Consider the following 26,035-nt stretch of genomic DNA (forward strand, 5'->3'; position numbering starts at 1 on the left):
ACCGCGCGTCATGCGGGTTACGTGTATAATAGGCGTAGTTATTTACTTTTCATCAATCGGTTAACGTTAACGGATTGATTATCAAGATATTAAGGTGATTTAGAAATGGGATTCAAATGCGGTATCGTCGGTCTGCCAAACGTGGGCAAATCCACCCTGTTTAATGCGCTTACCAAAGCGGGTATCGAAGCGGCGAACTTCCCGTTCTGTACCATCGAACCTAACACCGGCGTTGTGCCAATGCCGGACCCGCGTCTGGACCAGCTCGCGGAAATCGTGAAGCCGCAGCGCATCCTGCCAACCACCATGGAATTCGTGGACATCGCGGGCCTGGTAAAAGGCGCATCCAAAGGTGAAGGCCTGGGTAACCAGTTCCTGACCAACATTCGTGAAACCGAAGCGATCGGCCACGTTGTGCGCTGCTTCGAGAACGACAACATCATCCACGTAAACAACAAAGTGGATCCGGCTGACGACATCGACGTCATCAACACCGAGCTGGCGCTCTCTGACCTCGACACCTGCGAACGCGCGATTCACCGCGTGCAGAAGAAAGCCAAAGGCGGCGACAAGGACGCGAAAGCGGAACTGGCTGCGCTGGAAAAATGCCTGCCACAGCTGGAAAACGCGGGCATGCTGCGCGCGCTGAAAAACCTGACTGAAGAAGACAAGGCGGCGATCAAATACCTGAGCTTCCTGACCCTGAAGCCAACCATGTACATCGCCAACGTTAACGAAGACGGTTTCGAGAACAACCCTTACCTGGATAAAGTGCGCGAAATCGCAGCGGCTGAAGGTTCTGTAGTTGTAGCGGTTTGCGCTGCCGTTGAATCCGACATCGCTGAGCTGGACGACGCCGACCGTGAAGAGTTCATGGCCGAGCTGGGTCTGGAAGAGCCGGGCCTGAACCGCGTCATTCGCGCAGGCTATGAGCTGCTGAACCTGCAGACCTACTTCACCGCTGGCGTGAAAGAAGTGCGTGCGTGGACGATTCCTGTGGGTGCGACTGCGCCTCAGGCGGCCGGTAAGATCCACACCGACTTCGAGAAAGGCTTTATTCGTGCGCAGACTATCGCGTTTGAAGACTTTATCACCTACAAGGGTGAGCAAGGTGCGAAAGAAGCAGGCAAAATGCGTGCGGAAGGGAAAGATTACATCGTTAAAGATGGCGATGTGATGAACTTCTTGTTTAACGTCTGATTTGTTTTGAATGAAAAAAATCCACGCTTAGGCGTGGATTTTTTTGCGCGTGATCTATCAATAGATAACGAGTTTGCCCACTGGCCAAGTACCTGACCATCCACAGGGCATATGCCCAGCTTCATAAACATTAATTAATCCGTCAAAAAAGAATGGCTCTTGAAGAAAATTACTATACGCATCTTCAAGTAAGTAATTCACAAGGTCCCATTTTAAGTTCTCAGTCATTGAGCCTTTCTCAGACTCCGGGAAGGTTATTTTTGGGATAATATCATTTTCCACAACATTCTTAGCTTCTTTGACCAAGGAGTTCCAGTAGTATTGATATTTGTTAGTGTGTTTTTTTGCGAGATAACCCGTTATTTCATTACCAGCCTCCAAGGTGGTATTTTCCCATTCATCGCTATTCAAGCCTTTTATACATAAGCTAAAGGACTGAGCCTGGATAACCCCGGGGAGTGTTGTCGCCACACCAAGATTAACAAACCAATTAATGTTATTTAACTTCCATATTGCTAACTGGGATATCTTCATGTTTTAACCAGATTTATTCTACATGGGATCCTAGGTACTTTCATATCACCAAGCCTGTCATGCTGTTTTATAATAAAACCCTATGATTTGTTTCACAGAGCTTTATTAAAAATATGAATACCAAAATAACAGCAATCGAATTAAATAAATCGATCAAATTTTTAAATATTCTTTAAGAAAGATCCTCTTCTGCTACTAATCCGTTAACAAAATTGGCAAATGAATTTGTCAGATATCTTTGAAGTTTTCTGTGATTCTCTTGCATAGTCAAATCCTCATCAAAAGAATCTGTAGCAAAATATACAATTGAGTAATTATCTAAATCTAGACAGAAGAAATTCCCTCCCCAATCATTTGCGAAAGGGAGCAGGTTTTTAGGAATCACTTCCCTATCCAACATGCTGATATAACAACCGTCGATTAAAGATCTAGGGTCATCATTTGTCTGACTATTATAAACAAACGGTTTAAACCCTGCCACCTCTATTGGCTCAAAATCGTCATCACCGTCCCACCAACTTTTCTCAGGAGTGCCACCATTAAATTGCAGATAATGTGAAACAAAATCATCCGGAAGAGTAATAGATAATTTCTCTTCCGTTTTAGTAATATCTGCACGTCCAATCTTTTTTTCACAGTTAATGATATTATTCATGAGTATGTGGCTTAATGATTATTCTTCGTATGTAATTATTTTAAACACGCTTATTCTTTCTGTCTAAATAATGTAAAACAGCGAGGACTTCACGTTCTTTTGCATAAATAAAATTCAAGGTATTTTTTAGGCCTATGCTTAAACGCACGCTCTTTGCCGTAGTTATAAGCAACGTTAAAATATTTATACGCTTCATCGAATTGATTCAACTCGTAACAAACCATGCCGAGGTCGATTAAGGGTGCAGTGTCTATATCCGATCCACGTGTGCGCAACGTCGCCTCTCCCCATTTCTTCGCCTCCGCATAATCCGCGAGATCAAAATAAACGCTGTACATGCACGTAGCGATCCAGTTAGCAAGTTCCGATTCGAACTTTGGCTCAGAAAGAGCTTGCCAGGCTTTTTGATATTGCTCTAAAGCTTCGGCGTATTTTTGGTTATCGTGAAACTCGTTTCCTTTTTCAATTGTATTTGTTATAGATATTTGCATACTAAAGCCCTTACCCATTTAAATTAAAAATCTTTTCTTAAACAAAAATCAAATATAATAAAGTGTATTGCTAAATTTTGATTGCAGATTATAAATTTATTACATTGCAATCAATCATCTTATAGCAAATATTTTTTTGTATTAATTCCTCTATTATATTCTAATCACCTCCGCCGAGGCCTGCCCCTATCCTTGGCATTTGTATTGAAAGCCGGTGCACCAAAGCAAATTCAGATAATTTTTCAAGACAAACATCCAGGGATGAATAACATACGCATTGATTTTTGTCATTGACATTTTTCTTTATACCATCCTGCGCATACATATTAGCAATAAATATTTACTCTTGATCATCAACCTTGGCACAATCAATCACCCCTAATTCTGGGATGTTATTTTCTTTAAAGCTACTGAGATAGTGTTTCTTTGCAGCAGGATATTTATTTGAAAGGGACAGAACAAAACCTTTGCCCCATTTTCCTTTATTATTCACAATATGAGCAATAACTGTGGATTTTTTCAAAGGTTCCACAGCATCTCCAGATAAGTAATTTATTCTATTTTTTCTTGCAATGAAACCGTTGATCTTTCCCAGATAGTTTCAAATTTTTAATAATGGGCACAGTGAAAATAACCATCCGACACCCAGTCTTTTTAAACGTATACTTTTAAAAGCTAATCATCACACGTTGCGATAGAATAAATAACCCAGCCCCTCGCACCCAAAAAAACTAAAAGGCCAGAATATATGTCCCGGCCTAGTAAGTATAATAGTTAACTATGCTTTCTAAATATTATATAGCACTTTTATAGAATTGAATCGGCTTTTCACCAATTGGTACATTCTCAGTCGGTGAGTCAATTGCCACGCCATGCTGATCAGATATTTTATTTGCACTGCAAAAACCAACACACTTATCGTGCGTTTTATGGGTTATAATGCAAAATTAAAAATTGCTTTACCAGATTCTAATAAGAAGGAGCAATTCTTATTAACTCTTTTCTATCCAAATCTAAAGAATAATGCCAATCATACCAACCATTCATCTTTTCAGAAAAGGAGCAAACAATCAAAACTTCTTTTTGATGATTTAAGGTCAAGTAAGAAAAAGATGCACCTTCTGGAGGGGTAAATGTTGAAAGCAAAACTCCGTCATTATTTAAAATAGTTAATAATACTGGTAATGGTGATGGTTTGCTCAATACAAAAATTAATTCTCTCCTTTCATCTATCATTGCCAGATCTAAATCATCTATAGTGACAGTGACTTGGTGCGCATTATATATCCAATGCAATGTATTTTTTTCTTTATCACAGATAATTTTGTTAATCATTTTCAACTCTTTTTTATAAATTAGGGCTTGAGTAACGATTCGTCAATAATTTCCAAATAATTCATGCGTTCTGCAGGTGGCACGGCCATTTCGACTTGTGAGCCGCCGCCAGGCAGATACACATTTGCACCTTTATCAACTTGAGGTCCAACTGCACCAATTTTAACTGGTAATGGTTTCTTAACTTCATACGTTATTACTCTATCAATATCAGGTTTCCATTCCATCTTCACAGCGAGCTCATTTCTAACGTATGAAGCATTAGGAATATCGTCAAATGTAGCAAACCCTCCAGGTCTTGTCGCTGGCTGCCCTGGAGATACGGCCATTTTAACTCGAGTCCCCGGAACTAATGTTGCATCTAAAGGAGGTTCATTTAATGGCCAAGGCGATTGTTCATTAACTAATTTTTTATAAGCAGAAGCCGCTTCAGTTGATGATTTGAAACGACCTTTATGCTGCCGCTGGAAATCATTCCAGGTATTAGTTCGCCCACATCGTAAACCTAATGGATCTGCCCACCCCAACGCATTCGGCGCAAACTGGTAAAGGTTTATCCCCCCCGCCAGCCCTATCGGGTCATGCTGCGTAAACCGCCCGCAGTCCGGGTCATAATACCGGAACAGATTGTAGTGCAGCCCTGTCTCACGGTCCAGGTATTGCCCCTGCATCCGCAGGTTCTGAGAATATCCTGATAACTGCGTCTCGCTTTCCCGCAGTAGCTTGCCCCAGGCGCTGTTCACCCCTTCCCAGCGCACCTGCCCTTCGATATCCGTCATCCGCTCCGGCGTGCCGTTGGGCTGGCAGTGGAACCAGAAAATCTCCGGCGCTTCCACGCCGTCAATACGCGCCAGCGGGTCGTAGCTGTCCTGATCGCTGTAGACGTAGGTGAGCGGCACATCCCCGTGAACTTCCTGCAGCAGGCGGAATCCTTCCCAGACAAACCGGGTGGTCACTGGCTTACCGGTTGGCTGTCCGCCCAGCATCTGGCGTCGCGTTTTGCTGATGCGGCGACCAAGCGGATCGTAGCGGAAGCTGACCTGCGTCTGCGGCTTGTTGCGGTCCCGCGGCTGGCTGATGACCTCCGTCAGGCGATGTTCACCGTCGTAGCGGTAGTGCCAGCGGGTCTGGCCGTTATCTTTCTCCACGGTGCGGCCGTGGATGTCATAGCGCCAGCGAATGCCGTTCATCTGCGTCAGGCGGTTGTGCGTGACCTTCTCAGCAGATCCTTCGAGCGGGTTACCGGCAGCGTCCCAGCGCCACTGCTCCTGTCCGGGCAGCGTCCCGTCCTGAACGAGCAGGTGCCCGGCGCTGTCGTACTGCCAGCGGTACCAGCTGAACGGATTATCGTCCCGCTCTTCCCTGACCAGGTTATTGCGATAGTCGTAATCCCAGCGGCGGGACCAGCGGCGCGGCGACGGGCGCTGGGCATTGCCGGTAAAGACATCCCGGCGATGCAGCCGACCAAGGCGGTCGTATTCGCTGCGGGTGGTCAGCAGCCCCTGGGTGCGGCTGGTCTCCCGGTGGAGTTCGTCGCGGGTAAAATCGGAGACCGACAGCTTATCGAGAGCAATGCTGAGCAGATGCCCGCTGCCGTAGTAGAACTGCTTCAGCTCGCGGCCATCGGGCAGCGTGACGGAGGTGCGGTTGCCCAGCGCGTCATACTCCCACGCCAGCTCGCCGTGATCGCCCGCCTCGCGCGTGACGCGACCAAGCGCGTCATAGTCAAAGGCGAGCTCCTGCTCTGCCTCGGTGGTCCACGCGTCGACTGAAAGCGCAGGATGCAGCCCTATCCGGCTTAACAGCCCGGACGGAGTGTAGTGGTAGCGTGTCTGCCCTTCCGGCGTGGTACGGGCGACCAGCTGGCCGCTCGCGCTCCAGACGAAGGCGTGGGTAATGGCCTCCGGATGATCGGCGGCAAACGTGCGCGCTATCGTGCGCCCGCAGGCGTCGTAGCGATACTGCGAGGCTACGCCATCGAGCCCTACCTCTTCCAGCAGCAGCGAATCCGCGCCCCAGCGGAACTGATACGCTTCGCCGTTTTCGTTTTCCAGGGCAATCAGACGCCCGCGGCTGTCCCAGCGGCGACGCACCTCTTCGCCCTGGGTATTGCGCGTCGCGGTTAAGCGCCCTGCCTCATCGTATCTGAACTCACTTTCTTTACCGTCGGCGCCAGCATGCTTCACCGGCAAGCCACGTTCGTTCCATTTGAGCGATTCCGTCCAGCCTTCCGGACGATCGAGCTGTACCGGACGCCCTGCGGCGTCGTAGCGATAACGGGTCTCTTCACCGTCTGCGCTCATCTCGGCGACCAGCCAGCCCAGCGGATGATAGCGGTAGCGGGTAATACGCCCGGAACAGTCCGTCGCACGAACGATCTGCCCGGCCTCGTTGTACTCCTGGTAGCGGCTGTTTCCGGCGGCATCGACCTCTTCGACGACCTGGCCGAACGCGTCCCGGCGCAGCTGCGTGGTCTGTCCCATCGGGTCCATCACGCGCTTCAGCCCGTGATGTTCGTCGTACCAGAACCGGGTGGCGCTGCCGTCGGCTTCGATAATGGCCGCAGGAAGCGCTCGGTGCTCCAGCCAGGTGGTAGTGCGGGTATTGCCGTCGGCATCGGTCTCCTGGACCCGGTTGCCCATCTCGTCATAGACGAAGGTGACGGCGTTTCCGAGCGGATCGATGCGACGCGTCAGAAGCTCGTTGTCATCCCACTCGTAGCGCCAGTTTTCACCGCGCTCGTCAACGTAGCGGACAATCAGATTTTGCGCGTTCCAGTAGTGGCGGCGCGTCTGACCATCATAGTGCTCAACGATCGTTAACCCGGCAGCTAAATCGTAGCTAAAGCGGCACCCGTCGCCGGTGCTGGTGCGGTTTTCCACCACCCGCCAGTGATCGAATTTTTTCCAGCGGTATTCGCTCTCCAGGCCGCCCGGCATCCGGTGCCAGACCATCAGGCCGTGGTCGTTATAGCGGTATTCACGCGTCACCACGCCGGAGGCATCCGTCGCGCTTGCCAGCTGGCCGCGCGCGTCGTAGCCCCATTGCATCAGCGGCCATGTCTGGTTGCCGTCGAAATGGCTGGCAGCGGTAGCGCGCTGCGGGAATCGTTCATCTTCATAGCGCAGGGTGACGTCTATCGCCCGCGGCTCGTCGTGAAGACCAACCAGCCTGCCATGCTCGTCCCACTCCGTCAGCAGCGCGTTGCCGTATTCATCGCTGAGGGAGGCCAGACGCAGGATGGATGGATTCGCCCGGGTCGGTTTATACAGACGCCATACCGCACCGTCATCGTCGGCAATCGCCACGTCGCCGTTCTCATTACGGCGGATAATGATGCCTTCGCTGATGCTGTAAAACGCGCGGTCGACAGGCGGCAGCTCGAAGCTCAGCTCGCGCCCGGTTTCATCGAACCAGGTGGCATTGTTTTCTTCCAGCGCCAGATAGCTGTCAAAGGTGGTTGCCCAGCCCAGACCAAATAGCCCTTCGCGGGTGGTCAGGCTGTTGTAGCTGCGCTGCCAGTGAAGCGGGAAGCGCCCCGGCAGCGAGAAATCGAGTTCGTCTTCGTCATTCAGCACCTTCACGCCGGTGGCGGCGTGAACAGGGTGCGAGGAGCCAAACACGGCATTTACCGCCATATCGGCCAGCATCCCGCCGCCAGCTGAAGCCAGTGCACAGGGCATGTTTTTCAGGATCTTGCCCGGACGCCCGCGCAGCAGAGAGAGCGCAATCATCCCCAGCGCCAGACCCGGCGTTTTACCGCTTTTGATATCGCGGACCGTGAGCGTGTCCCCGCCTATGATCACGTTCGGGGAGACATCGTCGGAAACGGTACCTTCGCAGGTAGTGCGATCTTTCGCGCGCACCGCGGGCTGCCCGTTGATAAAGACGCTTTTAGAGCCTTCCGCCAGATACTGCGGCCCGGAGTGCTTTTCGCACGCCACCTTGTCTTCTTCCAGCGGCGAGGTTCCCGCGGCGGCAGAGGCCACGCTCGGCTGCCACATTTCGCTGCCAAACTGTCCGGCGGCGGAAAGCAGCATGCCCGCGTAATCGGCAAAGCTGCCCGGCGACTGCGGCTCAGGGGACGGTGTATCGGCGGGCGTCAGCGTGCCTGCCGCGCGCGCGGCGGGGATTGCGTTGGTGAGAACATTGCTGGAACCGGTTGTGATTTTACCCGCAGGCGACGGCGGGAAAAGCGCATTGCCTAACCCTTCCGCGGCGTTGCTGATATCGTCGGTGATCCCCGCGACGTTCGCCAGCACGCCGCCAATGATGCCGCTTAACAGACAGCTGGATCCAATTGCTGCCACGCCTGCAGCTGCTGCCCCCGCCCCCAGCAATGGCGCCGCTACGGTTGCTGCTGCGCCCACCGCCGCGCCGATCACCGCATAGGCGGCACCTTCCGCAACAATGCTGGTGATGTCAGCAAAAATGCTGGAGTGAATAATCTCGTCGCCCTTACGGGCCGCGTTGTTATCGCTCATGCCTTACACATTCCGGTTGTCGTTTAGCGTCAGACTCTGCTTAAGCGCGCTCCAGCGCACCTCGTCCTCTTCGGTGAATGCTCTGAGTGCCGAGAGGGTAAAAATCATCAATACCGGTTTGCCCGGCGTCTGAATGGCCAGCTGTTTTTGCCACAGGCGCTGGCCGTTACGGTCAAAGGTGGTTTCAACTTCCAGCCCGTTAATTTTTCCGTCAGGCCCGGCCTTTACGTTCCGGAATTCACTCTGGGCAATTTCACCCATCTGAGGACGCAGCACATCCCACTGGCGGTGAAACTCTTGTTCATAGTTGCTGCCATCCGGGATAACGCCGCGACTGACTACCACGGACAGCCCGCTTTCGTCATCGCGAATAATGTTCATGCTGTTATCCTGCCAGGCAGCAGGAAAAAGGGAAAACGAACCTTCCTGGAGGGTGTATTTCATAAGTGAACTCGGGATGATTAATATGGTGAGAAACAAGAAGGCCAATCCATGCTGGCCCTTTGGCTGGCTTTTTTATTATTTAAGCCACTGGCCTGACTGTTCGACTAAAACATGGCTGCCTTTGCTGACAACCAATTTCGCGGGTGCATACGTCACGGTGTAAACGGTCTCGCCATTCTTGTACGTTGAGCCGATTATTTTACCTGCGGAGTCGTGCCACGTTTTTCCCCTTAAGGAGATCGTACTGTTATCGCTTTTACGCACGCCGAGATAAGCCATCTGGTTACATTCGCTATCAAAATGACCGCACGTATTTATCAGCGAAATAGAGAACTTTTCGGTGTCGAGATTTCTGGTTTCAGCGCTATGAACCGAAGCGGCTTTACGTAACGTATAACGCAGCGGAGCATAATAATTTCCTTTATGAGGAGGAGTAACTAAGCGCCATTCCATTTCACTCCCCTTTATTTCCAGAACAGCCCGTCCGCCTACGCCGCCAAACGATGAGTTGAACTCAACGTTGGCACGATTGCCTGCGATCGTACCGCTAAGATTACGCTCATCATCTTCCGGGCAATCTATACGGTTTCCTCTCTGGGTGATATAGCAATAAGTCCCGGTGATACGGTTGCCTGATTCAGCTAACCGCAGGGTTAACGTTGAGTCGTTCTCGTACTCGCCAGCCCATTCTCCGTCAAACGCGAGGCCTGATTGGCTGTTCGTTGCAAAATGCATCGCATTGAATCTGGCGGCCCATTGCTGTATATCGGCATGAATAACCGGGCTATTATCAGAAGACTGGTAATGAATAACGTCCGACTCCGGAACCACCCAGGCCGCAAAGATTTTGCCGTCAGGATTGATGACCAGCGCTGACGCATTCTCCTGGTAGAGATCCTTTAGCCAGCCTTCGACAAACAATCCTCCACCTGTGGTGGTATGCGGTTCACCGAAGACATCAAAGTTATCAATAAAGGTCTGGTAATGATTTCCCAGCGTCTTCCTGAGATTGTCTTTCACTTCGCTATCGTTAACGATGCGACTTACCGTATCAAGCTTATTGTATTGCGATAATTCAAGCGCTGTTGACGTTTCAACGACGCCTGTCAATAAAGCGGTGAACAATACGACTGCAAGATATTTTTTGGTCATAAGTCACTCTGAAGAACCATTATCGTAATTCATTGTTATTTTTACAACCTTACTGTCCTTAACCTCAAAAGAGAGTATTTTCTTACCCAATTCATACGAAACCCACTGCTCCCCGGAGTCATTTTCGACATGGCCACCACCATAAGCTTTATCAAGTTCATTTATTGTTGAACCAATATGGATCCCGCGAACTGTTTTGCCTTCCGGAGCAGTTAGCGTTATCTGCGCCACAATATATTCATCAACACTTCGCTCGGTTTTATCCCACCAGAGATTGGAACTGAATATTTTTAAACCAGTCTTCTGATGCTGGTAGAATTTATAGTTCGTTCCGTCAAAAAGAACCTCACCGACAAAACTACCTTCCACAGAAACTGCAATTTTACGCGCAACCTCAGAAGTCCATCTATCGCCCAGTGCCACAATCTGGTCTTTTATCTGCAGAGAAAAATCCTCTTTAGCCAGAATGGGCGGCATAGTCTGAGCCACTACTTCATAACTGCTCAGAAAGGTAGACATGAGGGTAAAAAAAAGAGAGACAGAAAGGCGTTTTTTCACGTTAATCGTCATTTGCTGGATAAATATTATGCTACTCACCACTTTAAAAAGCGGTGAGTAATGAAATAGGCATTTTTAGTCAGCGCTAATAGCGACCCCACCCAAGCAGTCAGGTTTTTTTACCGTGAAACTGAAGCTTACTTTTTGTCCATTCATATCCTTTGGCGCTGTATAACTGGTCACTTCGTTCTCCGAACGGCCTCGTGGATAATCAGTTAACGTCAGTTGCGGATAATGTTTTTTAACAGTGTCGAGAGTGATGCACTGGCCGGACGGTGAAAAATTCAGTAACGGCGCCATACCGTCACTTTCTTTACTTAAACGTAAATCAATTGCAGTAATGTTCGTTCCATCCGCCAGTTTGATATCGTCGGCATTGTAGAAATTGATATATTCATTCTGTTTCGTTAGCTTGAATGACAACGGAGCGTTATCCAGACTGTTAACGGACAACGTTTTGAGTGATGCGCTCATTTCTGAAATGAACTGCCAAAGATCCTGTTTCTGCATGTTACCACCTGCCATTCCCGTCGTTAATAAAGCCGCAAGCACCGCACCCGTTTTTAGACTATGGATAATTTTTATCATACCAACCGCCATAATAATCTTCGTAATATTGCCCTGTGGTAGACGTTTGTTCGCCTTTGCCAAAGATACGGCCTATCTGCGTACGCGCTTCACTTTCCTTTATAGCCCCACGTTCGAGAGAATCATAGATACGATTATATTGTGTCTGATTTGCTGGATTGCCTGCAATACCGATATCCCCGCCCTTGTTGGCTATGATTTCGCGTTGGACCCGGATATTGTTCAACGTTGCAGCGCCTTCATCACTGAGTGTGCTGTTCAGATAGGCGTCGCGCGAAGAAAAATCAATGTTGGGTTCATATAAAGCGTGACCACTTTCATGTGACAGAGACTGAACGACTGCATTCGGGTTACCGAGCTCATTTTTATCAACGGTAATAACGCGCTTTTGACGATTGGCAAACGTCCCCTTGCCTGCTTCACCTTCTTCAAATGTCCAGCCTCGTTTCTTTAACGTAGCTATGTCATTTTTCATAGTAGGTGATTTATCGACAAGACTATCAACATCCTTTCCATATCCGCTTGAAGGAACATTGGATGCTTGAGGCGTAGCGTTTTTAGAAGTTTCGGCAGGTGCGCTGGCAGCCACACCAGCCTTACTCTCCTTTCCCGGCGCAAATTTCTCCTGCACCGCCGCATCAATATCCCCTTTATGCTCAGAACCCGGTGCTGTAGTGCCCGGCTTGGTTCCCGAGGTATTCAGGTGCAGCTTACCGCCCGTGGTGATATACCCATCCCCTTCCACGAAGAAGTTAAACTCTTTGCCGATCAGGTTAATCTTGCCGTTAGCATTCAGTTCAATCGCGCTTTCACCGGAGACCAGCCGCAGCTTCGTCCCGGAAGCAATCACATACTGCTCCACCGCTGCATCCAGCTTGCCTTTCCCCGTCAGGATCTCGGTCCCGCCTTTCACCGCCTGGGTCTGATTCGCTTCCACGCGATGCAGTTCATTTTTCTTCACGTAATGGCTGCGCGCCCCGCCGACGCTGTGCGTTTCATCATTTTTAACGCTGGTGTCCATGTTGCGTTCGGCCTGGATCCACACCTGCTCTGCGCCCGCCTTGTCCTCAAAGCGCAGGGCGTTGGCGTTGTCCACGGAGCCCCCCTTAGAGCGGCTCATAAAGCCCATCTGCGTGGCCGCTGCCGGCAACGCCCACGGCGGCATGCTCGCGTCGTTGTACACGCGACCGGTAATAATCGGACGGTCCGGGTCGCCGTTGATAAAGTCCACCACCACCTCGTCGCCGACGCGCGGTATTTGCACCCCGCCGTAGCCCTGGCCCGCCCACGCGCTCGACACGCGCACCCAGCAGGAGCTGGTGTCATCGCCCTTCGCCAGGCGGTCCCAGTGGAACTTCACCTTCACGCGACCGTATTTGTCCGTCCAGATACTCTCGCCGTTCGGGCCCACGACTTTCGCGGTCTGGGGGCCGTAGGTGCGCGGCCACGCCGTGGTCTGCGCCGGACGGTACACCACCGCCGACGGGATCACCGTGAAATCGGTGCGGTGAATGGTCTCCCCCTCGCCGCTGGCGTAGCGGTTCTCTTCGAGGTGGTAACCCGCTGCCGTCACCAGATACTCACCGTTGTCGCTGAAGAACGGCGCATTGGTTAACGTGAAGGTGTGCCCTGGCGCAATCCCCGCCGCCGTCGCGGTGGCCTGAATCTGCTGATGCTCAACCTGCCAGCGCTCCTGACGGATACGGGCATAGAACTCCCCGTGCCCTTTATCCACAAAGCGCCCCGGCCAGTCGTACACGTCGATGCTGCCCGGCTTCGGCGACGCCGGGTTCTGCTGGGCCTGGAACAGCCACGCGTTCGGCTTGCGGAAGTCATAGTCGTCGAGGCTGTAAATCCCCGGCGTCACGCTGTCCTCCAGCGCCCACTGGCTGATGCCCTCTTCATCCGTGCTGCCGCCTGACGGCGTCTGGTGGTAAGGAATGACCTCATAGCCGCTGAACGGCTGATGCTGCGTGGCAGCGTCGGTGAGAACCAGGGTGTGTTTATCCGCCTCATGTCTGAAGTGATAGGCAATCCCCTCCAGCTCCATCAGGCGGCTGATGAAGTCCAGGCTGGACTCCTGATACTGCACGCAGTAGTCCCACACCCGGTAGCTGCCGGTGAGTTTGTCCTCAACGTTGACCTGATGCTCACCGAGCAGGGTTTTCACAATCTGCGGCACCGTCTGCCCCTGGAAAATACGCAGGTTACGGTCGCGCTTCATCGGCCACAGGTCCGGCTCCACCGTCAGTTGGTAGACCGCATAGCGGGTGCCCGTCAGCTCAACGGCGCTGACCGCCACGCGGGTAATCTTGCCGTTAACATAGCGGGAGGTCAGCAGATTCTGCGTCGGGATGGTCACCGTGACCGGCTGGCCCAGCAGCTTGCTGCGGTCGATGCGCGCGTCCGTGCCGAGCACGGTCAGCGTCAGCGCGAACGACTCGGACATCGCCTCGCGGCCCGTCAGTTTCCAGAACAGAAGCCCCTCCACCGGGAGCTGAACGGTAATTCGGTTGAGCATAATCTTTATTCCATCTAGCTTATGCGATTCAGAAAAGAGGTTCGCATCTGTGACTGAGCGTAATTCTAAGGATTCACCAGCCAGGTGCCCGGCTTGGTGATATCCAGCGTCTGGCCACGCGTTCTTCCGTTGCCCTGCAGTTCAATCTTCACTTCACCGGCTGGCAGCTTGAGCGATGCATAGCCATTGGTCGCCGGACGCAGTGCTTTTGGCTCGCCGTTCACTTTCAACGTTTCGCCGTCCTGGATACGGATATAGACCAGCGCGACCGGGCTGGTGTCGACAGGCGGTGGAGTCTGTTGGGCCGTTGCCTGCTCGCTCACCTTCGCCGTTTCCGGCTTCACGTCTGGCGTGTTCGCGGCGGTTTCAGCCGGGCGCGTCTCTGCCGGTGCCTGTGCAGCCTGCTCAGGTGCATCGTTACCGCCGCTGAACAGCATCGCCCCGGCGACAATACCCACCAGCACGCCCGCAGCAACCATGCCCGGGATCTTGTAGCGACGCCAGTCGAGCAGCGAAGCCGGTTTTTCGTCTTCGACCGGAACCAGCATCGTGCCGGGCTTTTTCGCCGTCAGCACGTCGTTGATCCCGGCGACCGGCATCTCTATCAGCGCGGCGAACTCGTCGATTGACTGCGGACGGTCCTCCATGTGCAGCGCCAGCGCGCGGTCGATGGCCTGCAGCAGCGGAATGGAATAGCCCTGCGGCATGATTTCCACCAGCGGTTTGCAGGTATCCTGAATAGAGCGCACCACGCTGACCGGCGGCGGAGAGCCCACAATCAGGGTACGCAGCACGGCGCCCAGGGCGTAAATATCCGTCCACGGCCCCTGCTCGCTTTCGTTATCGTCGGTGTACTGCTCAATCGGCGCAAAGCCCGGGCGCAGCATGGTTTCCGTTTCATCGGAAAGGTTACCGATGGTGCGGCGCGCGGAGCCGAAATCAAGCAGCACCGGCAGGCCGTTATCCTGGATCTGAATGTTATCCAGAGAGATGTCGCGGTGCAGGTAGCCTTCGTTGTGGATGGTCTTGATCGCACCGAACAGCATCGGCAGCGTGCGGCGGATCCAGGCTTCGTTGATCAGCTCCGGCTTTTCTTCGCGCAGGCGAGAAAGCGTGGTGCCGCTGTAAAACAGCGTCCCCATGTAGGCCGTATCGTTTTGCACCCAGAAACGCAGGACGTGCAGCAGGTTCGGGTGGTTAAAGCGCGCCAGCAGACGGGCTTCCTGAATGAAGCTGTTCAGGCCTGCGGAAAATGCTTTGCCAAAGCGCTCGCTGCGCAGCACCAGGGTCATGTCGTCGCCGCGCACCGCGAGCGAGGAAGGCATAAATTCTTTGATAGCGATAGTGCGTTCGAGCTGGTGATCCCACGCGCGATAGACGATGCCAAAACCGCCGCCGCCGATCACCTCTTTGATTTCAAACTCGTTGAAGCGGTACCCGACCGGGAGCGCGTTTGGGACAGTCCGATTGTTATCATTATCCGTCATCTTTTACAGTTCTCTTGATGATTATTACGCGGCAAACTGACAGTGAAACTCGCCCTGATCGCAGGTGACGTGCAGACGTCGGTACTGCTCGTCGCTGCGGCTGGCGGTAAGTAATATCTGGCTCATCTGAGGCAGCAAGGTGTTGGTCAGAATAGCGTCCACCATGCGGCCGCCGGACTCCACCTCGGTACAGCGCTGAACAATCTGTTCCACCACGCTGTCGTCAAACTCAGAAATAATGCTGTGATTCTCTTCCAGACGACGCTGGATGCGCTTGAGCTGCAGGCGAACAATCTGCCCCAGCATCTCGTCGCTGAGCGGGTAGTACGGCACCACCAGCAGGCGGCCCAGCAGCGCCGGCGGGAATACCTCCAGCAGCGGCTGGCGCAGTGCGCCGCTTAACGCGTCAGGCTCCGGCATCAGCTCCGGATCGGCGCACATGGCGCTAATCAGGTCGGTGCCAACGTTGGAGGTCAGAATAATGATGGTGTTACGGAAATCAATATGGCGCCCCTCGCCGTCTTCCATCCAGCCTTTATCAAAGACCTGGAAGAAGATCTCGTGGACGTCCGGGTGTGCTTTTTCAATTTCGTCCAGCAGCACCACGCTGTACGGGCGGCGGCGCACGGCCTCGGTTAACACGCCGCCTTCACCATACCCTACGTACCCCGGAGGCGCACCTTTTAAGGTGGAAACGGTGTGCGCTTCCTGGAATTCGCTCATGTTGATGGTGATAACGTTCTGCTCGCCGCCGTAGAGGGATTCGGCGAGCGCCAGCGCGGTTTCGGTTTTACCGACGCCGGACGGGCCGCACAGCATAAAGACGCCCACCGGTTTGTTGGGATCGTCGAGCTTCGCCCGCGAGGTTTTCACGCGGCGGGCAATAAGATCCAGACCGTGACGCTGGCCGATAACGCGCTGGTTCAGCGTGTCGGCGAGGTTGAGTACCGCGTCGATCTCGTTTTTCACCATCCGGCCCAGCGGGATCCCGGTCCAGTCAGAGACCACCGCGGCAACCACGTTTTCATCCACCGCCGCAAACAGCAGCGGTTCATCACCCTGCAGGGCGTTCAGCGCCTGCTGCTGTTCCGCCAGCTGGCCGCGCAGCTCAGCGTTATCTTCATCACCCGCCGCGAACAGCGCCGCGCGAAGGCGAATAATCTCCTGCACCAGGCTGCGCTCTTCTTCCCAGCGCCGGGACAGGGCTTCGCGTTTTGTTTCATACGCGACGCGTTCGGCGAGTAAAGCGGTTACGCGCTCGGCGTCACCGGCTCCCACGCGCGCTTCGCGTTCAGCGATCTCAATTTCCACGTCCAGCGCGGCAAGGTGGCGCAGGCAGTCTTCGAGCTGCGCAGGGGGCGCGCTCTGGCTAACCGCGACGCGGGCGCAGGCGGTATCGAGCAGCGCAACGGCTTTGTCCGGCAGCTGACGCGCCGGGATGTAGCGATGCGACAGCTTCACCGCCGCGCTGACCGCTTCGTCGAGCAGCAGCACCTGGTGGTGCGTCTCCAGCGGCGACACGGTGCTGCGCAGCATCAGAATGGCTTTCGCTTCGTCCGGCTCGTGAACCTGCACCGTCTGGAAACGACGGGTCAGCGCCGGGTCTTTCTCGATGTACTTTTTGTATTCCGCCCATGTGGTGGCCCCGATGGTGCGCAGCTGTCCGCGCGCCAGGGCAGGCTTCAGCAGGTTCGCCGCATCGCCGGTCCCCTGCTGACCGCCTGCGCCAATCAGGGTGTGGATCTCATCGATAAACAGAATAATTGGCGTGGCGCTGGACTGCACTTCATTGATTAACGCCTGCAGACGGGCCTCGAACTCGCCTTTCATGCCTGCGCCTGCCTGCAGCATGCCGATATCCAGCAGCCACAGCTGAATGTTTTGCAGCGGCTCCGGGACGTCGCCGTCGGCGATACGCAGCGCCAGCCCTTCCACCACCGCCGTTTTGCCGACCCCGGCTTCCCCGGTCAGCAGCGGGTTGTTCTGGCGGCGGCGCATCAGGATATCCACCATCTGGCGGATCTCCTCGTCGCGCCCGACAACCGGGTCAATCTTCCCGTCGCGGGCGCGGGCGGTCAGGTCCTGGCCGTACTGGGCCAGCGTCCCCTGCGCAGCCGGAACCGCACCCGCCGGGGCATCGACGGCGGCAGCGGCCTGCTGCGTCTCTTTACTGTTGGCGCAGATGGTATCGAACTGCTCAATCAGCACCTCGACGTTAAGGCGGGTGAACTGCGACGAGATGCTTTTCAGCACGTTCGCCAGGTTCCAGGTTTTGAGCATGCCGATCAGCAAATGGCCGCCGCGAATGCGGCTGACGCCAAACTTCAGCGAGCCGAAGACCCAGGCGCGCTCCACGGCGCTGTCGATGTGCTCGGAGAGATCGGAGACGGAACTCGCCCCGCGCGGAAGGACATCCAGCGCCGCCACGATATCGCGCGTCAGCTGCTGTTCATCAAGGGCAAAGTGGCGGATGACCTGCTGCAGATCGCCATCCTGCTGCTGCATCAGCTGATGCAGCCAGTGCACCAGCTCAACATAGGGGTTGCCGCGCAGCTTGCAGAACGCAGTGGCGCTTTCCAGAGAGGTAAATAACAGCGTATCCAGTTTGCCGAAAAGCACGGCACGGCTAATTTCTGACATGTTCGGTTCCATTGATAACAATGCGTTAGAAAAATTATCGCTCTGCGCAATACACCAGATCGCCACGCGGGATTGGCTGAGGCTGAAGGCCCAGCCAGGTGTTATAGCCTAATCGCCCATTGCTGCCGAGCGTGGTGCCCTGCACCGCGTCTTCACGCAGGATCACCCGCGTTTCCCATTCAAACTCCACCCCGGCGTACTGACGCACCCAGTCGCGCAGCTCGGTGACCCACGCTTCACCCGGCAGAAAGCGGTTGTACTCCTCCGCGCTCAGCGGGCCAATGTCGATGCGAAACTTATGCTGCACGTCGCGCACCGCAATGCCGAGAAAAGCGGATTCCCCCATGCGCGGCATACGGCGTCCTGCGCCAAGCTGCGCCTGCTCGCGCGTGGAGAGCGGCATCCACTGCGGCACGTTGCTCACCAGCTTAACCGGCGCTTTAAAATAGTTGCGCAGGATCTTCTCCAGCCCCTCCGGATCCCGCCCGTGACGGGTCAGGTGTCCGGCGTGGGTAAAGCGGGCATGCGAGCTCAGGCTGCCTTTGTTCATCTGCCCAGGCTGCCCCATGCCAATCAGCGACGCCAGGTAGCCCTCAAAGCGCCTGTTATCAGCACGATCCAGAGAGACGGCCGGCTGCGCATCCGCCCAGGCGCGGTAAAACAGCAGCGCAAGGCGGTGATGGAACAGATCGGCAAACGCGCTGAGGCTGGTGTCCTGATGATGATAAATACGCTCGCGGGCGTATTCGGTCATGTGGACCGGCAGCGGGCCGTTCGGGCCAAACAGGCCGAAGCTGAGGATAGACACCTCGTGCAGCCCGCTTTCCTCCCGCTGACGTACCTGAGCCAGCGTCGACGGCGCAAAACTCATCGACGGCTGCTGGCCTATGCGCAGCGGCTCAAATTTCGGCAGCGGCGCGCGTCCCAGCGGGTAGCGCTCGCCGCCCTGGGCATCAATGCGCCTTAGCAGCTGAAACAGATCGTAGCGCCAGGGCGTCTCGCGGACCCCGTGCCAGAACGCATCCGGCAGCCGGGTCAGGCGATGCACGCGCAGCGGTGCGGTGGCAGCGTCACTCATATCAGCGCCCTTTTACCCATGCGCGGCGCCCAGTAGCCAATCTCGCCGCGCTGCTGACTCTTCAGGGTGAACTCCGTAAAGCTGTTGATAGACACCAGACGGGCAAAGAGACGCTCCATCACGCTGCCAAAGAGCCACGGACTGGCGCCGGAAAAGGCTCGCTCATCTACCGTCAGGGTAATGCCGATCCCGCGGGCGAAAACGACCGGGCCGGGTTCAGGCACGCGGCGGTGAACCGGCTCCAGCACGCAGTGGCGTACCCCCTCCACCTGGCGCGCAACGGGCGTTTCTGCCAGGTTAGCGTACAGCCCTAAAAGCTGGCGCAGCGCGGCCGCACCCTCTTCGTTTTCGCTGTCCATCAGGCTGAGATAGTTCATCTGCAGCTGGCTGATGAGCCGCCAGGTGCTGAACCCTTCTGCAAGCGCGGGACGCGGCGGCGTCGGGCCTTTACGCAGGGTGAGAGCTTTTACCGGCATGGAGTCGGCCATAATGAACTGCCCAAGCTCCTGCTGCAGCATCAGCGGCAGATCGCGGCTGGTGCACAGCACCTCGGCAGAGATATAGCGCAGGTTTTCCTGCCACGGGGCGTGCTGTTCATCCACCAGCGAAACAAACACCTCTGAACCGATGTAACCGGTGCGGGTACCGTAGCGCAGGGCGTGCTCGGACAGCACGCGCTGTTCGCGGCGCAGGGAAAAATAGGCCCCGTAGTTGCCCGCATCGCCGCTCCAGGTGCTCCAGAAAGGACGAAACGTCTGGTCATCACGCTGGCCGTCCGCGCTGCCATAGATTTTTTTGACCGCGTAAATTTCATAATCCAGCGGACGGATGTTATCCACCACCAGATGGTATTCATGCTGGCCTTCATTCAGCTTCTGACGCGCCGCGACCTTGGGGAACAGGTTGATGACCGGCGTACAGTGCAGCGCCAGATGGCTGGCATCGACCACGCGCTCCAGCTGTTCATCCGACTTATCCAGCAGAATAAAGATGTCGAAGGCTTTTTCGCCTTCACAGCGTTCGACAAGCTTGCTCAAACCGCTGAGGCTAATGAAGCGGAAGCGGGCCGGAAACGCGAAATACTCCTGCAGCAGACGGTAGCCGTCAAAGTTGCGCAGATCGTCCGGGAGCAGCGCCTGCTCCGGCTCAAAACCCTCCTGACGCAGCGCGTCCGACGCCAGCAGCTGTCGTTGCGGCTGGGGGCTGACCGTCTGACAAACGATCCCGGCGTGGTGCTCCATCACCAGCTCCAGCAGCTTCAGCGCCTCAATATCCGGACCGCCGAGGAAAAATTCCAGACGGTCGAAATCCAGGTGCCCGAGGTTTTGCGGGCCGTCGCAGGCGATGCGGATCCGTAGAGCGCTTTTGATCCCCTGCTGGCTCAGCCCCAGCTGCGCCAGGGGCAGATCGGCGGGCACGCCGCCCAGCTCGACCCTGTCGATTTTCAGCGGCAGCAGGTTGACCTCGTGCGCCGTGGTATAGCTGCAGGTCACGCCGGTTTTTTTCAGCGCCAGGCTGTCCATCATGGTGCCGCGCGGTACGATGAATCCCTTGCTCAGGTCGCCCCGGCTGCTGTCGGGCTCAATCTCCGCGATCGCCATCGACGGCGTAGGCGCGAGATAGTTAGGCGCAATCATCTCCAGCAGACGCTGGGAGAAGCGCGGGAACTCCGCGTCCATTTTCATCTGCACGCGGGAGGTCAGGAAGGCGAAGCCCTCCATCAGACGTTCGGTATACGGGTCCGCCACTTCGATGCCGCGCATGCCCAGCCGCCCGGCGACCTTAGGATAGCGCTCGGCAAACTCGGCCCCCATTTCGCGCAGGTAGGCCAGCTCGCGGTTGTAGTATTCGAGCAGTTTACTTTCCATGATTACCCCGCATCTTTCAGTTCAAAATGGCCGTTTTCCAGATCGACATCGGTACGAAACAGAAACTCCAGCGGGTACGGCACGCACCACAGACGCCCTTTGATCTCGATGGAGAGCACGTTGTGCAGATCCAGCGAGGAGGTATCCGACACGCAGCGGACCTGCAGCCCCTGCGGCAAAATGCGCGGCTCAAAATTGATGATCGCCTCGGTGAGCTTGCGCTGGATATCGTGCCATTCGATATCCGACATTCTCTTTCCGGCCAGCGGCGCGACGCCGAAGTTGACCACCGAGCGGTTCACGTGCGGCAAGGCGCTCAAATCGCCTGAGGCATCGTGGTTAATGGTATTAAACAGCCACTGCAGATCGCGCAGCACGTTGCGGCGCAGCGCGGCGTGGGTGATCAGATTGCTGTTGGCCGACTCGCGTTTTTTTTCCGGGTCGTTATCGGTGAGACGATCCAGCAGCGAGGGCTGCATTTTGTCGCGCGCCCCCACCTTCTCCTGCCTGCTGCGGGCCTGCCAGCCGCTGCGCAGCAGATCGCCTTCGCCAGCAGGATTACTCATCGGCTCCGTCCGTCGCAAACGTCACGAGGCTTAAGGACAGCAGCGGGCTTTCGCTTTGCTCGCTCAGCCAGGCTTTCTGGCCCGTACCTTCGTAAAGGGTGCCGTCTTCGTCGAGCGGCTGCCATTCGGTGGTGCGGCCCAGTTTGATCGCATCAGTGGCATCGGCAGCAAAAGGATAACGCGCCGGGATCTGACACACCTGCTCCGTACCGTCTGTCAGGCGCACCAGCGCGTGACGCCAGACCAGATCGGTCACGCTGGCAGGCGCCTGGAAACGGATCTCCGCGATAGCGCTAAACGGCAGCCAGAAATAACGGCCGTTCACGATGGTTTCGCAGACCGGGCCGAGGCGGGCGTCGCCATCCATCAGCCACTCGAAAGCCTGCGTCTCCTCGTTTTCGAGGATAATCTGGCCGGCGGTGGCCTCAGCCCGATCGAGGGCCTCCAGACGCAGCGCCCGGGCGCGTTCGCCCTCCTCGCTCAGCGCCGCGGCAAGGGTAGTCAGCCACGGCCACTGGGCTTCAGGCATGGCCGGACGCGCCTGTCCCGCCATCACCTGCGCGCGCTGCAGCTCGCCCTGAATGGATTGCTCCAGCAGCGTGACGGTAGGCTTCGCCTGAGGCTTCAGCGCCAGCCAGCTTTTCAGCTGGGTCAGCGCACGCGTCCAGTTGCCGCTGAGGGTTAAAAACTGCACGAACGCGGCGCGAAGGTCGGCATCCGCCGGACGGGCTTTGATTTCAGCCTCAAGGCGCGCCAGCGCATCGTTGAGCGACTCGCCCGCCAGGCGTTGATAGAGCGTATTCATAGCCATTCCTTAATTCGCCGCGCGCCATGCGCCGACGGCCGGATCGCGCAGCTGGGGACGCAGGGTGTCAATCAGAACGATATTGAGCGGCGTGCCGGGTGTAACCCAGGCGCTCCAGGTCTTTTTCACCGCCGCGATACGCGCCTGCAGTTTCGCGTCATCGCTGGCGATTTCACGTGAAATCTCTACCGCTACGGTGCCGTTGCTTTTCCAGCTGTTCAGGGTGTTATCGTAAGGCAGGATCATCCAGCTCTGGTCGCTGTTTGGCGTGCTGAATACCATGCGCTCTTTGTTGACGGAGGTGATCAGCGCGTTTTCAGGATCGGCGCTTTGATTCAGCCCCGTCACCGGGAAGCCATGGATGTAGGTCACCGCCATCTCTTTCTGTCCGCCGTTGCGGGACTGCGAAACAACGGTGTGTCCGCTCAACCAGCTGCCGTTACCGCAGCGGGTGGTGTCAGAATCCGGAATAAAGAGCGCCGGAGCGGACGCGCCACCTTCCCAGAAGGTCCGAAGGTGGCAGCCGTCCTGCAGGGTAAATTCCTGCCACGGGGTGCGGTCAGCAGCGACAGTGCGGGACGCCACGTTCTGGTCTGGCGGCAGTAACGCGCCGCTGGCCGGGGTTGCGGTGACGGTCGCAGCAGGCACGGCCTGCTCCTGTTTCACCACCAGCGCCCAGTCCTGCGCTTTGCCAGCCGTGCCCTGCGCCAGCGTGGTACCCGCCGGGTCGTTGAGCGTCCAGCTGAGTTTATTCACTTTGCTGCACTGGTGTTCCAGCAGTGCGCCAAGACGCGGCACAAAGTTCTCCAGCACGGAGACGTCTTTCTTGCCGTTCGCCACGATACGCAGCGCCACCTCAGGCTTACACCAGCTCTGCGGCGTGTTGTCTTTGATGTTGTCGATCCAGATATCCAGCTTCTGCGCAGGAGACTGCACGATGCGGAAATTCTCAGCCTGCGCGGTGGAGGTGACCGCCAGAAGTGCCAAACCCGATAGCCAAAGTTTCATATCGTTCCTTGTGTGTCTAATCAGTTCCGCAGGGAAGAAATTGTGCTGCGTCAGAGAGGGTGTGCAGCAAAGTGGTGTCCTGAGGGTTGCCCATCCATACCGCCAGGGCAGTATAGTTATCCTGAGCATTCCCCTCCTGTTCGCCATTCTTTTGAATGATTTGGTTCATTAAGGTCAGCCACTCCTGCGGCGTATTGACCATATGCAGCGACTGCTTCATTTGCTCTTCGCTGACGCCGTGCCAGAACCCGTCGGTGCACAGTAAAAAGGCATCGCCGTCTTCAACCTGCACCACGTCGCTGTAGCTCGCTTCCGGCCCGCCGTTTTCAATCCCCAGCGCCAGATAGAGCAGGTTGCTGTTCAGGTTGTCGGTCTGGTGCCCGGCATCTTTCATCTGCTGCACCAGGCTGTGGTCGGTGGTCACATGCCACAGCCATCCCCGGCGAAACAGATACAGGCGGCTGTCCCCGGCGTGCGCCCAGTAGGCCAGCCCGTAATCACGGTCAATGAACAGGCTGACCAGCGTCGTACCCATCCGGCGATAGTCCTGAACGGCCTGCTGTTCGCTGAGGATAGTGCGGTTCGCCGTCTGCACGTAGTCGCGGATATGCTGCGCGTTAAGATGTTTGTCGCCATCGAAGCGGGAGATAATGCTGTTGCGGGCCAGCTCTGCAGCCACCTCACCGCCCGGCAGGCCCGCGATGCCGTCGCAGACGACAAAGCAGGCTGAACGTTCCCCTATGGTTTCTCCCGTCTGATCCTGGTTGCTGGCGCGCGTCCCCTGGCGGGAGAGAGAAGCCGTTGCGATATTCATTTGTCTTCCGATCCGCTCTGTGAGTCTTTGTACTGATTTACCTCCATGTCGTACGCATGAAGGAAGGCCTCGCCGAACAGGGTGTGGAAGTCATCCTCAATCTCGCCAGCCGTCTCGCCATAGCTGCGCACAAAATAGTCCCACAGGGCGGCTTTACGGCTGCCCGGCAGCGCCAGACGAGAGGTCATGCCGTTCTGCTTCGCCTGCTCTTCCAGCTGTTCCGGGTTAAAGGACTGCAGCATCGCGGCAATAATGGCGCGAATACCGGAGATCATGCCCAGCTGGTGCGCCTGCAGATCGATCAGCGCGTCGCGCACGGATTTTGTCGGCGGCATAAAGCCCGGCATCGGGGTGCCGAACATCTGGATCAGCACGGTTTTGCCAGTCGGCAACAGCTTGAACGGGTTGTTGGCATCGTCCAGCACCATGGTCATATCGGCTTTCACGCCGCGCTTGAGAATGGAGCGCGAAGAAAGCAGCGCCACGGTTCCCTGAGAGAACATACCGAGGATCTGCCCCAGCTGACGCATGTTTTCACGGTCAAACTGCGGGACGGGCTGCATTTCGCTCAGCCCCATCCCTTCCAGCAGCGCCTCCAGCAGCTCGCCCTGCAGCACTTCGCCCTTCTCACCGCTGTTCGCCGTGGCGGTTGGGGCGGCGGCGTTATTGACCGGGTCGATGCGCAGACGGCCCTTCGGGGTCTGAGCACTGCTGCGCGCAACGGCCTGTGGCGTTGGCATGGTGAACCCTGCGTAATCCGGTCGCGCGGGCTCTTCTTCAGCACGCGTTTCTTCCTGCGGCTCAGGGGCGAACAGCGGAGAATCGGCCAGCACGTCCTCTTCCTGCTCAGGTTCCGGCACTGGCGCAGGCTTTTCGTCAACAATGTCATCCGGATGGGTTAATGGCGCGCCGCCCATCAGCCCAAGCGGGTCGTCATTACGCGCGGCTGGCGCGCTGGCCTTACCGCCAAACAGGGCCAGCGGATCGAGCTCATCCGTCGCCTCCTCTTCTGGCTTAACGGGGCTATTCTCGCCCGGCGGCACTAGCGTTGACGGGGTGACGTCGTCAAAAATACTCTCTTTTTTGAACAACGCTTCGTCGCTGAACAGCGTGTCCGGGTCAATATTCTTACGCTCGAGCTTTGGATCGCTGTCGTTGAACATCGCCAGCGGATCTTCGGCGTTACGCTCCGGGGCCGCAGGCTGGGAGAACGGATCGTGCGATGCAGCAGGCTGCGGTTTTGTACGGTTACTGGAGATGCTGTCGGAGATGGAGAACTCCTGCATCAGGCTATCCCAGATCTCCGTTGGCACGGCGGTCGGTTCGGCCTTCCCGCGCGGTGCGGCACTCGCCGGTTTCGGTTGTGGAGCGGGCGCAGGTGCAGCTGTCGGACGCGCCTGCTGATGCATGCTGGCCGCCATTCGGCTCACGGGCTGGGTATCGTGGATCAGTTCGGTGACTTCAATACGGTAGTCATCAATACCGAGAATGTCGCCATCCTGCAGTTCAACCTGACGCCCTCGCTCCAGCGGAATATCATTTAATACCACGCGGGTGACGCTGCCACGGTTGGTCACGCGGCATTCGCCCTGAGCGTCCACGTGAACAATGGCCTGCAGACGAGAGATGGTGCGGTCATTATCCGGCAATACCAGATTGTTATCCGTACCGCGCCCAATGGTGCCGCCCGGGGCGTAAAAATCACAGCTGCTTTGCGGCGGCTGATGACCGGGTTTCGTAGAAATAATCGTGAATCGCATGGCGTATTCCTGCTGGTATGATTAGCGCTCAAACGCTGCCGCTCTCG

21 protein-coding genes are annotated in these 26,035 nt (G+C 55.8%); 1 reads left to right on the forward strand and 20 read right to left on the reverse strand.

Annotated features, from left to right (window positions below; translation table 11 throughout):
- Nucleotides 1-105: 105 nt before the first annotated feature.
- Entirely contained in the window at nt 106-1,200 is a 1,095-nt protein-coding gene (gene ychF, locus GVO84_RS13140; protein WP_010432886.1) for a redox-regulated ATPase YchF, read from the forward strand.
- Nucleotides 1,201-1,257: 57 nt separating this feature from the next.
- Here ychF and GVO84_RS13145 read toward each other — a convergent pair whose 3' ends face one another.
- The 20 genes from GVO84_RS13145 to tagH all read right to left on the reverse strand — a co-directional run bounded on the left by GVO84_RS13145 (nt 1,258) and on the right by tagH (nt 25,988).
- On the reverse strand, nt 1,258-1,734 hold the full coding sequence (locus GVO84_RS13145; protein WP_159514381.1) for a hypothetical protein: 477 nt from the start codon (nt 1,732-1,734) through the stop codon (nt 1,258-1,260).
- Between the two features lie 172 nt (nt 1,735-1,906).
- A complete protein-coding gene (locus GVO84_RS13150; protein WP_159514382.1) occupies nt 1,907-2,389 on the reverse strand; it encodes an SMI1/KNR4 family protein in 483 nt (160 codons plus the stop codon).
- Between the two features lie 89 nt (nt 2,390-2,478).
- Complete coding sequence (locus GVO84_RS13155; protein WP_236545842.1) at nt 2,479-2,880, reverse strand: tetratricopeptide repeat protein; 402 nt, start codon at nt 2,878-2,880, stop codon at nt 2,479-2,481.
- 340 nt (nt 2,881-3,220) lie between these two features.
- Nucleotides 3,221-3,412: a hypothetical protein gene (locus tag GVO84_RS13160; RefSeq protein WP_236545844.1), complete on the reverse strand. Its 192-nt coding sequence runs from the start codon at nt 3,410-3,412 to the stop codon at nt 3,221-3,223.
- A 437-nt stretch (nt 3,413-3,849) separates the two neighbouring features.
- On the reverse strand, nt 3,850-4,215 hold the full coding sequence (locus tag GVO84_RS13165) for a hypothetical protein (RefSeq protein ID WP_159514384.1): 366 nt from the start codon (nt 4,213-4,215) through the stop codon (nt 3,850-3,852).
- A 20-nt stretch (nt 4,216-4,235) separates the two neighbouring features.
- A complete protein-coding gene (locus GVO84_RS13170) occupies nt 4,236-8,699 on the reverse strand; it encodes an RHS repeat-associated core domain-containing protein (protein ID WP_236545846.1) in 4,464 nt (1,487 codons plus the stop codon).
- A 3-nt stretch (nt 8,700-8,702) separates the two neighbouring features.
- Nucleotides 8,703-9,143: a DcrB-related protein gene (locus GVO84_RS13175; RefSeq protein ID WP_159514385.1), complete on the reverse strand. Its 441-nt coding sequence runs from the start codon at nt 9,141-9,143 to the stop codon at nt 8,703-8,705.
- A 75-nt stretch (nt 9,144-9,218) separates the two neighbouring features.
- Nucleotides 9,219-10,295: a hypothetical protein gene (locus tag GVO84_RS13180; protein WP_159514386.1), complete on the reverse strand. Its 1,077-nt coding sequence runs from the start codon at nt 10,293-10,295 to the stop codon at nt 9,219-9,221.
- A 3-nt stretch (nt 10,296-10,298) separates the two neighbouring features.
- Nucleotides 10,299-10,853 carry a hypothetical protein gene (locus GVO84_RS13185; protein ID WP_236545847.1) on the reverse strand — a complete coding sequence of 185 codons (555 nt, stop codon included), beginning with the start codon at nt 10,851-10,853 and terminating at the stop codon, nt 10,299-10,301.
- A 75-nt stretch (nt 10,854-10,928) separates the two neighbouring features.
- Nucleotides 10,929-11,441: a hypothetical protein gene (locus tag GVO84_RS13190; RefSeq protein WP_236545848.1), complete on the reverse strand. Its 513-nt coding sequence runs from the start codon at nt 11,439-11,441 to the stop codon at nt 10,929-10,931.
- Entirely contained in the window at nt 11,422-13,962 is a 2,541-nt protein-coding gene (locus GVO84_RS13195; RefSeq protein WP_159514388.1) for a type VI secretion system Vgr family protein, read from the reverse strand. Before GVO84_RS13195 ends, GVO84_RS13190 begins: the two co-directional genes overlap by 20 nt.
- Nucleotides 13,963-14,027: 65 nt before the next feature.
- A complete protein-coding gene (locus GVO84_RS13200; RefSeq protein ID WP_159514389.1) occupies nt 14,028-15,449 on the reverse strand; it encodes a serine/threonine protein kinase in 1,422 nt (473 codons plus the stop codon).
- A 24-nt stretch (nt 15,450-15,473) separates the two neighbouring features.
- A complete protein-coding gene (gene tssH, locus GVO84_RS13205) occupies nt 15,474-18,089 on the reverse strand; it encodes a type VI secretion system ATPase TssH (RefSeq protein ID WP_159514390.1) in 2,616 nt (871 codons plus the stop codon).
- Nucleotides 18,090-18,123: 34 nt separating this feature from the next.
- Nucleotides 18,124-19,167: a type VI secretion system baseplate subunit TssG gene (gene tssG, locus GVO84_RS13210; RefSeq protein WP_121424085.1), complete on the reverse strand. Its 1,044-nt coding sequence runs from the start codon at nt 19,165-19,167 to the stop codon at nt 18,124-18,126.
- Nucleotides 19,164-21,035 carry a type VI secretion system baseplate subunit TssF gene (tssF, locus tag GVO84_RS13215; protein ID WP_159514391.1) on the reverse strand — a complete coding sequence of 624 codons (1,872 nt, stop codon included), beginning with the start codon at nt 21,033-21,035 and terminating at the stop codon, nt 19,164-19,166. Before tssF ends, tssG begins: the two co-directional genes overlap by 4 nt.
- A 2-nt stretch (nt 21,036-21,037) precedes the next feature.
- Nucleotides 21,038-21,601, reverse strand: coding sequence for a type VI secretion system baseplate subunit TssE (gene tssE, locus GVO84_RS13220; protein WP_063143864.1), 564 nt, complete (start codon nt 21,599-21,601; stop codon nt 21,038-21,040).
- Nucleotides 21,594-22,406 (reverse strand): type VI secretion system accessory protein TagJ, encoded by an 813-nt coding sequence (locus GVO84_RS13225; RefSeq protein WP_159514392.1) that lies wholly within the window; start codon nt 22,404-22,406, stop codon nt 21,594-21,596. Before GVO84_RS13225 ends, tssE begins: the two co-directional genes overlap by 8 nt.
- A 9-nt stretch (nt 22,407-22,415) precedes the next feature.
- Nucleotides 22,416-23,414 carry a hypothetical protein gene (locus GVO84_RS13230; protein ID WP_159514393.1) on the reverse strand — a complete coding sequence of 333 codons (999 nt, stop codon included), beginning with the start codon at nt 23,412-23,414 and terminating at the stop codon, nt 22,416-22,418.
- 16 nt (nt 23,415-23,430) lie between these two features.
- Complete coding sequence (locus tag GVO84_RS13235; RefSeq protein ID WP_014884226.1) at nt 23,431-24,228, reverse strand: PP2C family protein-serine/threonine phosphatase; 798 nt, start codon at nt 24,226-24,228, stop codon at nt 23,431-23,433.
- On the reverse strand, nt 24,225-25,988 hold the full coding sequence (tagH, locus tag GVO84_RS13240; protein WP_159514394.1) for a type VI secretion system-associated FHA domain protein TagH: 1,764 nt from the start codon (nt 25,986-25,988) through the stop codon (nt 24,225-24,227). Before tagH ends, GVO84_RS13235 begins: the two co-directional genes overlap by 4 nt.
- Nucleotides 25,989-26,035: the final 47 nt, after the last annotated feature.

It is taken from the genome of Enterobacter sp. SM3, assembly GCF_009811935.2.
Taxonomy (GTDB): Bacteria; Pseudomonadota; Gammaproteobacteria; order Enterobacterales; family Enterobacteriaceae; genus Enterobacter; species Enterobacter asburiae_D.

Excerpts from the sequence above, each read along its gene's own strand:
- ychF (WP_010432886.1), top strand. The coding sequence starts at position 106 with ATGGGATTCAAATGCGGTATCGTCGGTCTGCCAAACGTGGGCAAATCC.
- GVO84_RS13145 (WP_159514381.1), bottom strand. The coding sequence starts at position 1,734 with ATGAAGATATCCCAGTTAGCAATATGGAAGTTAAATAACATTAATTGG.
- GVO84_RS13150 (WP_159514382.1), bottom strand. The coding sequence starts at position 2,389 with ATGAATAATATCATTAACTGTGAAAAAAAGATTGGACGTGCAGATATT.
- GVO84_RS13155 (WP_236545842.1), bottom strand. The coding sequence starts at position 2,880 with ATGCAAATATCTATAACAAATACAATTGAAAAAGGAAACGAGTTTCAC.
- GVO84_RS13165 (WP_159514384.1), bottom strand. The coding sequence starts at position 4,215 with ATGATTAACAAAATTATCTGTGATAAAGAAAAAAATACATTGCATTGG.
- GVO84_RS13170 (WP_236545846.1), bottom strand. The coding sequence starts at position 8,699 with ATGAGCGATAACAACGCGGCCCGTAAGGGCGACGAGATTATTCACTCC.
- GVO84_RS13175 (WP_159514385.1), bottom strand. The coding sequence starts at position 9,143 with ATGAAATACACCCTCCAGGAAGGTTCGTTTTCCCTTTTTCCTGCTGCC.
- GVO84_RS13180 (WP_159514386.1), bottom strand. The coding sequence starts at position 10,295 with ATGACCAAAAAATATCTTGCAGTCGTATTGTTCACCGCTTTATTGACA.
- GVO84_RS13190 (WP_236545848.1), bottom strand. The coding sequence starts at position 11,441 with ATGATAAAAATTATCCATAGTCTAAAAACGGGTGCGGTGCTTGCGGCT.
- GVO84_RS13195 (WP_159514388.1), bottom strand. The coding sequence starts at position 13,962 with ATGCTCAACCGAATTACCGTTCAGCTCCCGGTGGAGGGGCTTCTGTTC.
- GVO84_RS13200 (WP_159514389.1), bottom strand. The coding sequence starts at position 15,449 with ATGACGGATAATGATAACAATCGGACTGTCCCAAACGCGCTCCCGGTC.
- tssH (WP_159514390.1), bottom strand. The coding sequence starts at position 18,089 with ATGTCAGAAATTAGCCGTGCCGTGCTTTTCGGCAAACTGGATACGCTG.
- tssG (WP_121424085.1), bottom strand. The coding sequence starts at position 19,167 with ATGAGTGACGCTGCCACCGCACCGCTGCGCGTGCATCGCCTGACCCGG.
- tssF (WP_159514391.1), bottom strand. The coding sequence starts at position 21,035 with ATGGAAAGTAAACTGCTCGAATACTACAACCGCGAGCTGGCCTACCTG.
- tssE (WP_063143864.1), bottom strand. The coding sequence starts at position 21,601 with ATGAGTAATCCTGCTGGCGAAGGCGATCTGCTGCGCAGCGGCTGGCAG.
- GVO84_RS13225 (WP_159514392.1), bottom strand. The coding sequence starts at position 22,406 with ATGAATACGCTCTATCAACGCCTGGCGGGCGAGTCGCTCAACGATGCG.
- GVO84_RS13230 (WP_159514393.1), bottom strand. The coding sequence starts at position 23,414 with ATGAAACTTTGGCTATCGGGTTTGGCACTTCTGGCGGTCACCTCCACC.
- GVO84_RS13235 (WP_014884226.1), bottom strand. The coding sequence starts at position 24,228 with ATGAATATCGCAACGGCTTCTCTCTCCCGCCAGGGGACGCGCGCCAGC.
- tagH (WP_159514394.1), bottom strand. The coding sequence starts at position 25,988 with ATGCGATTCACGATTATTTCTACGAAACCCGGTCATCAGCCGCCGCAA.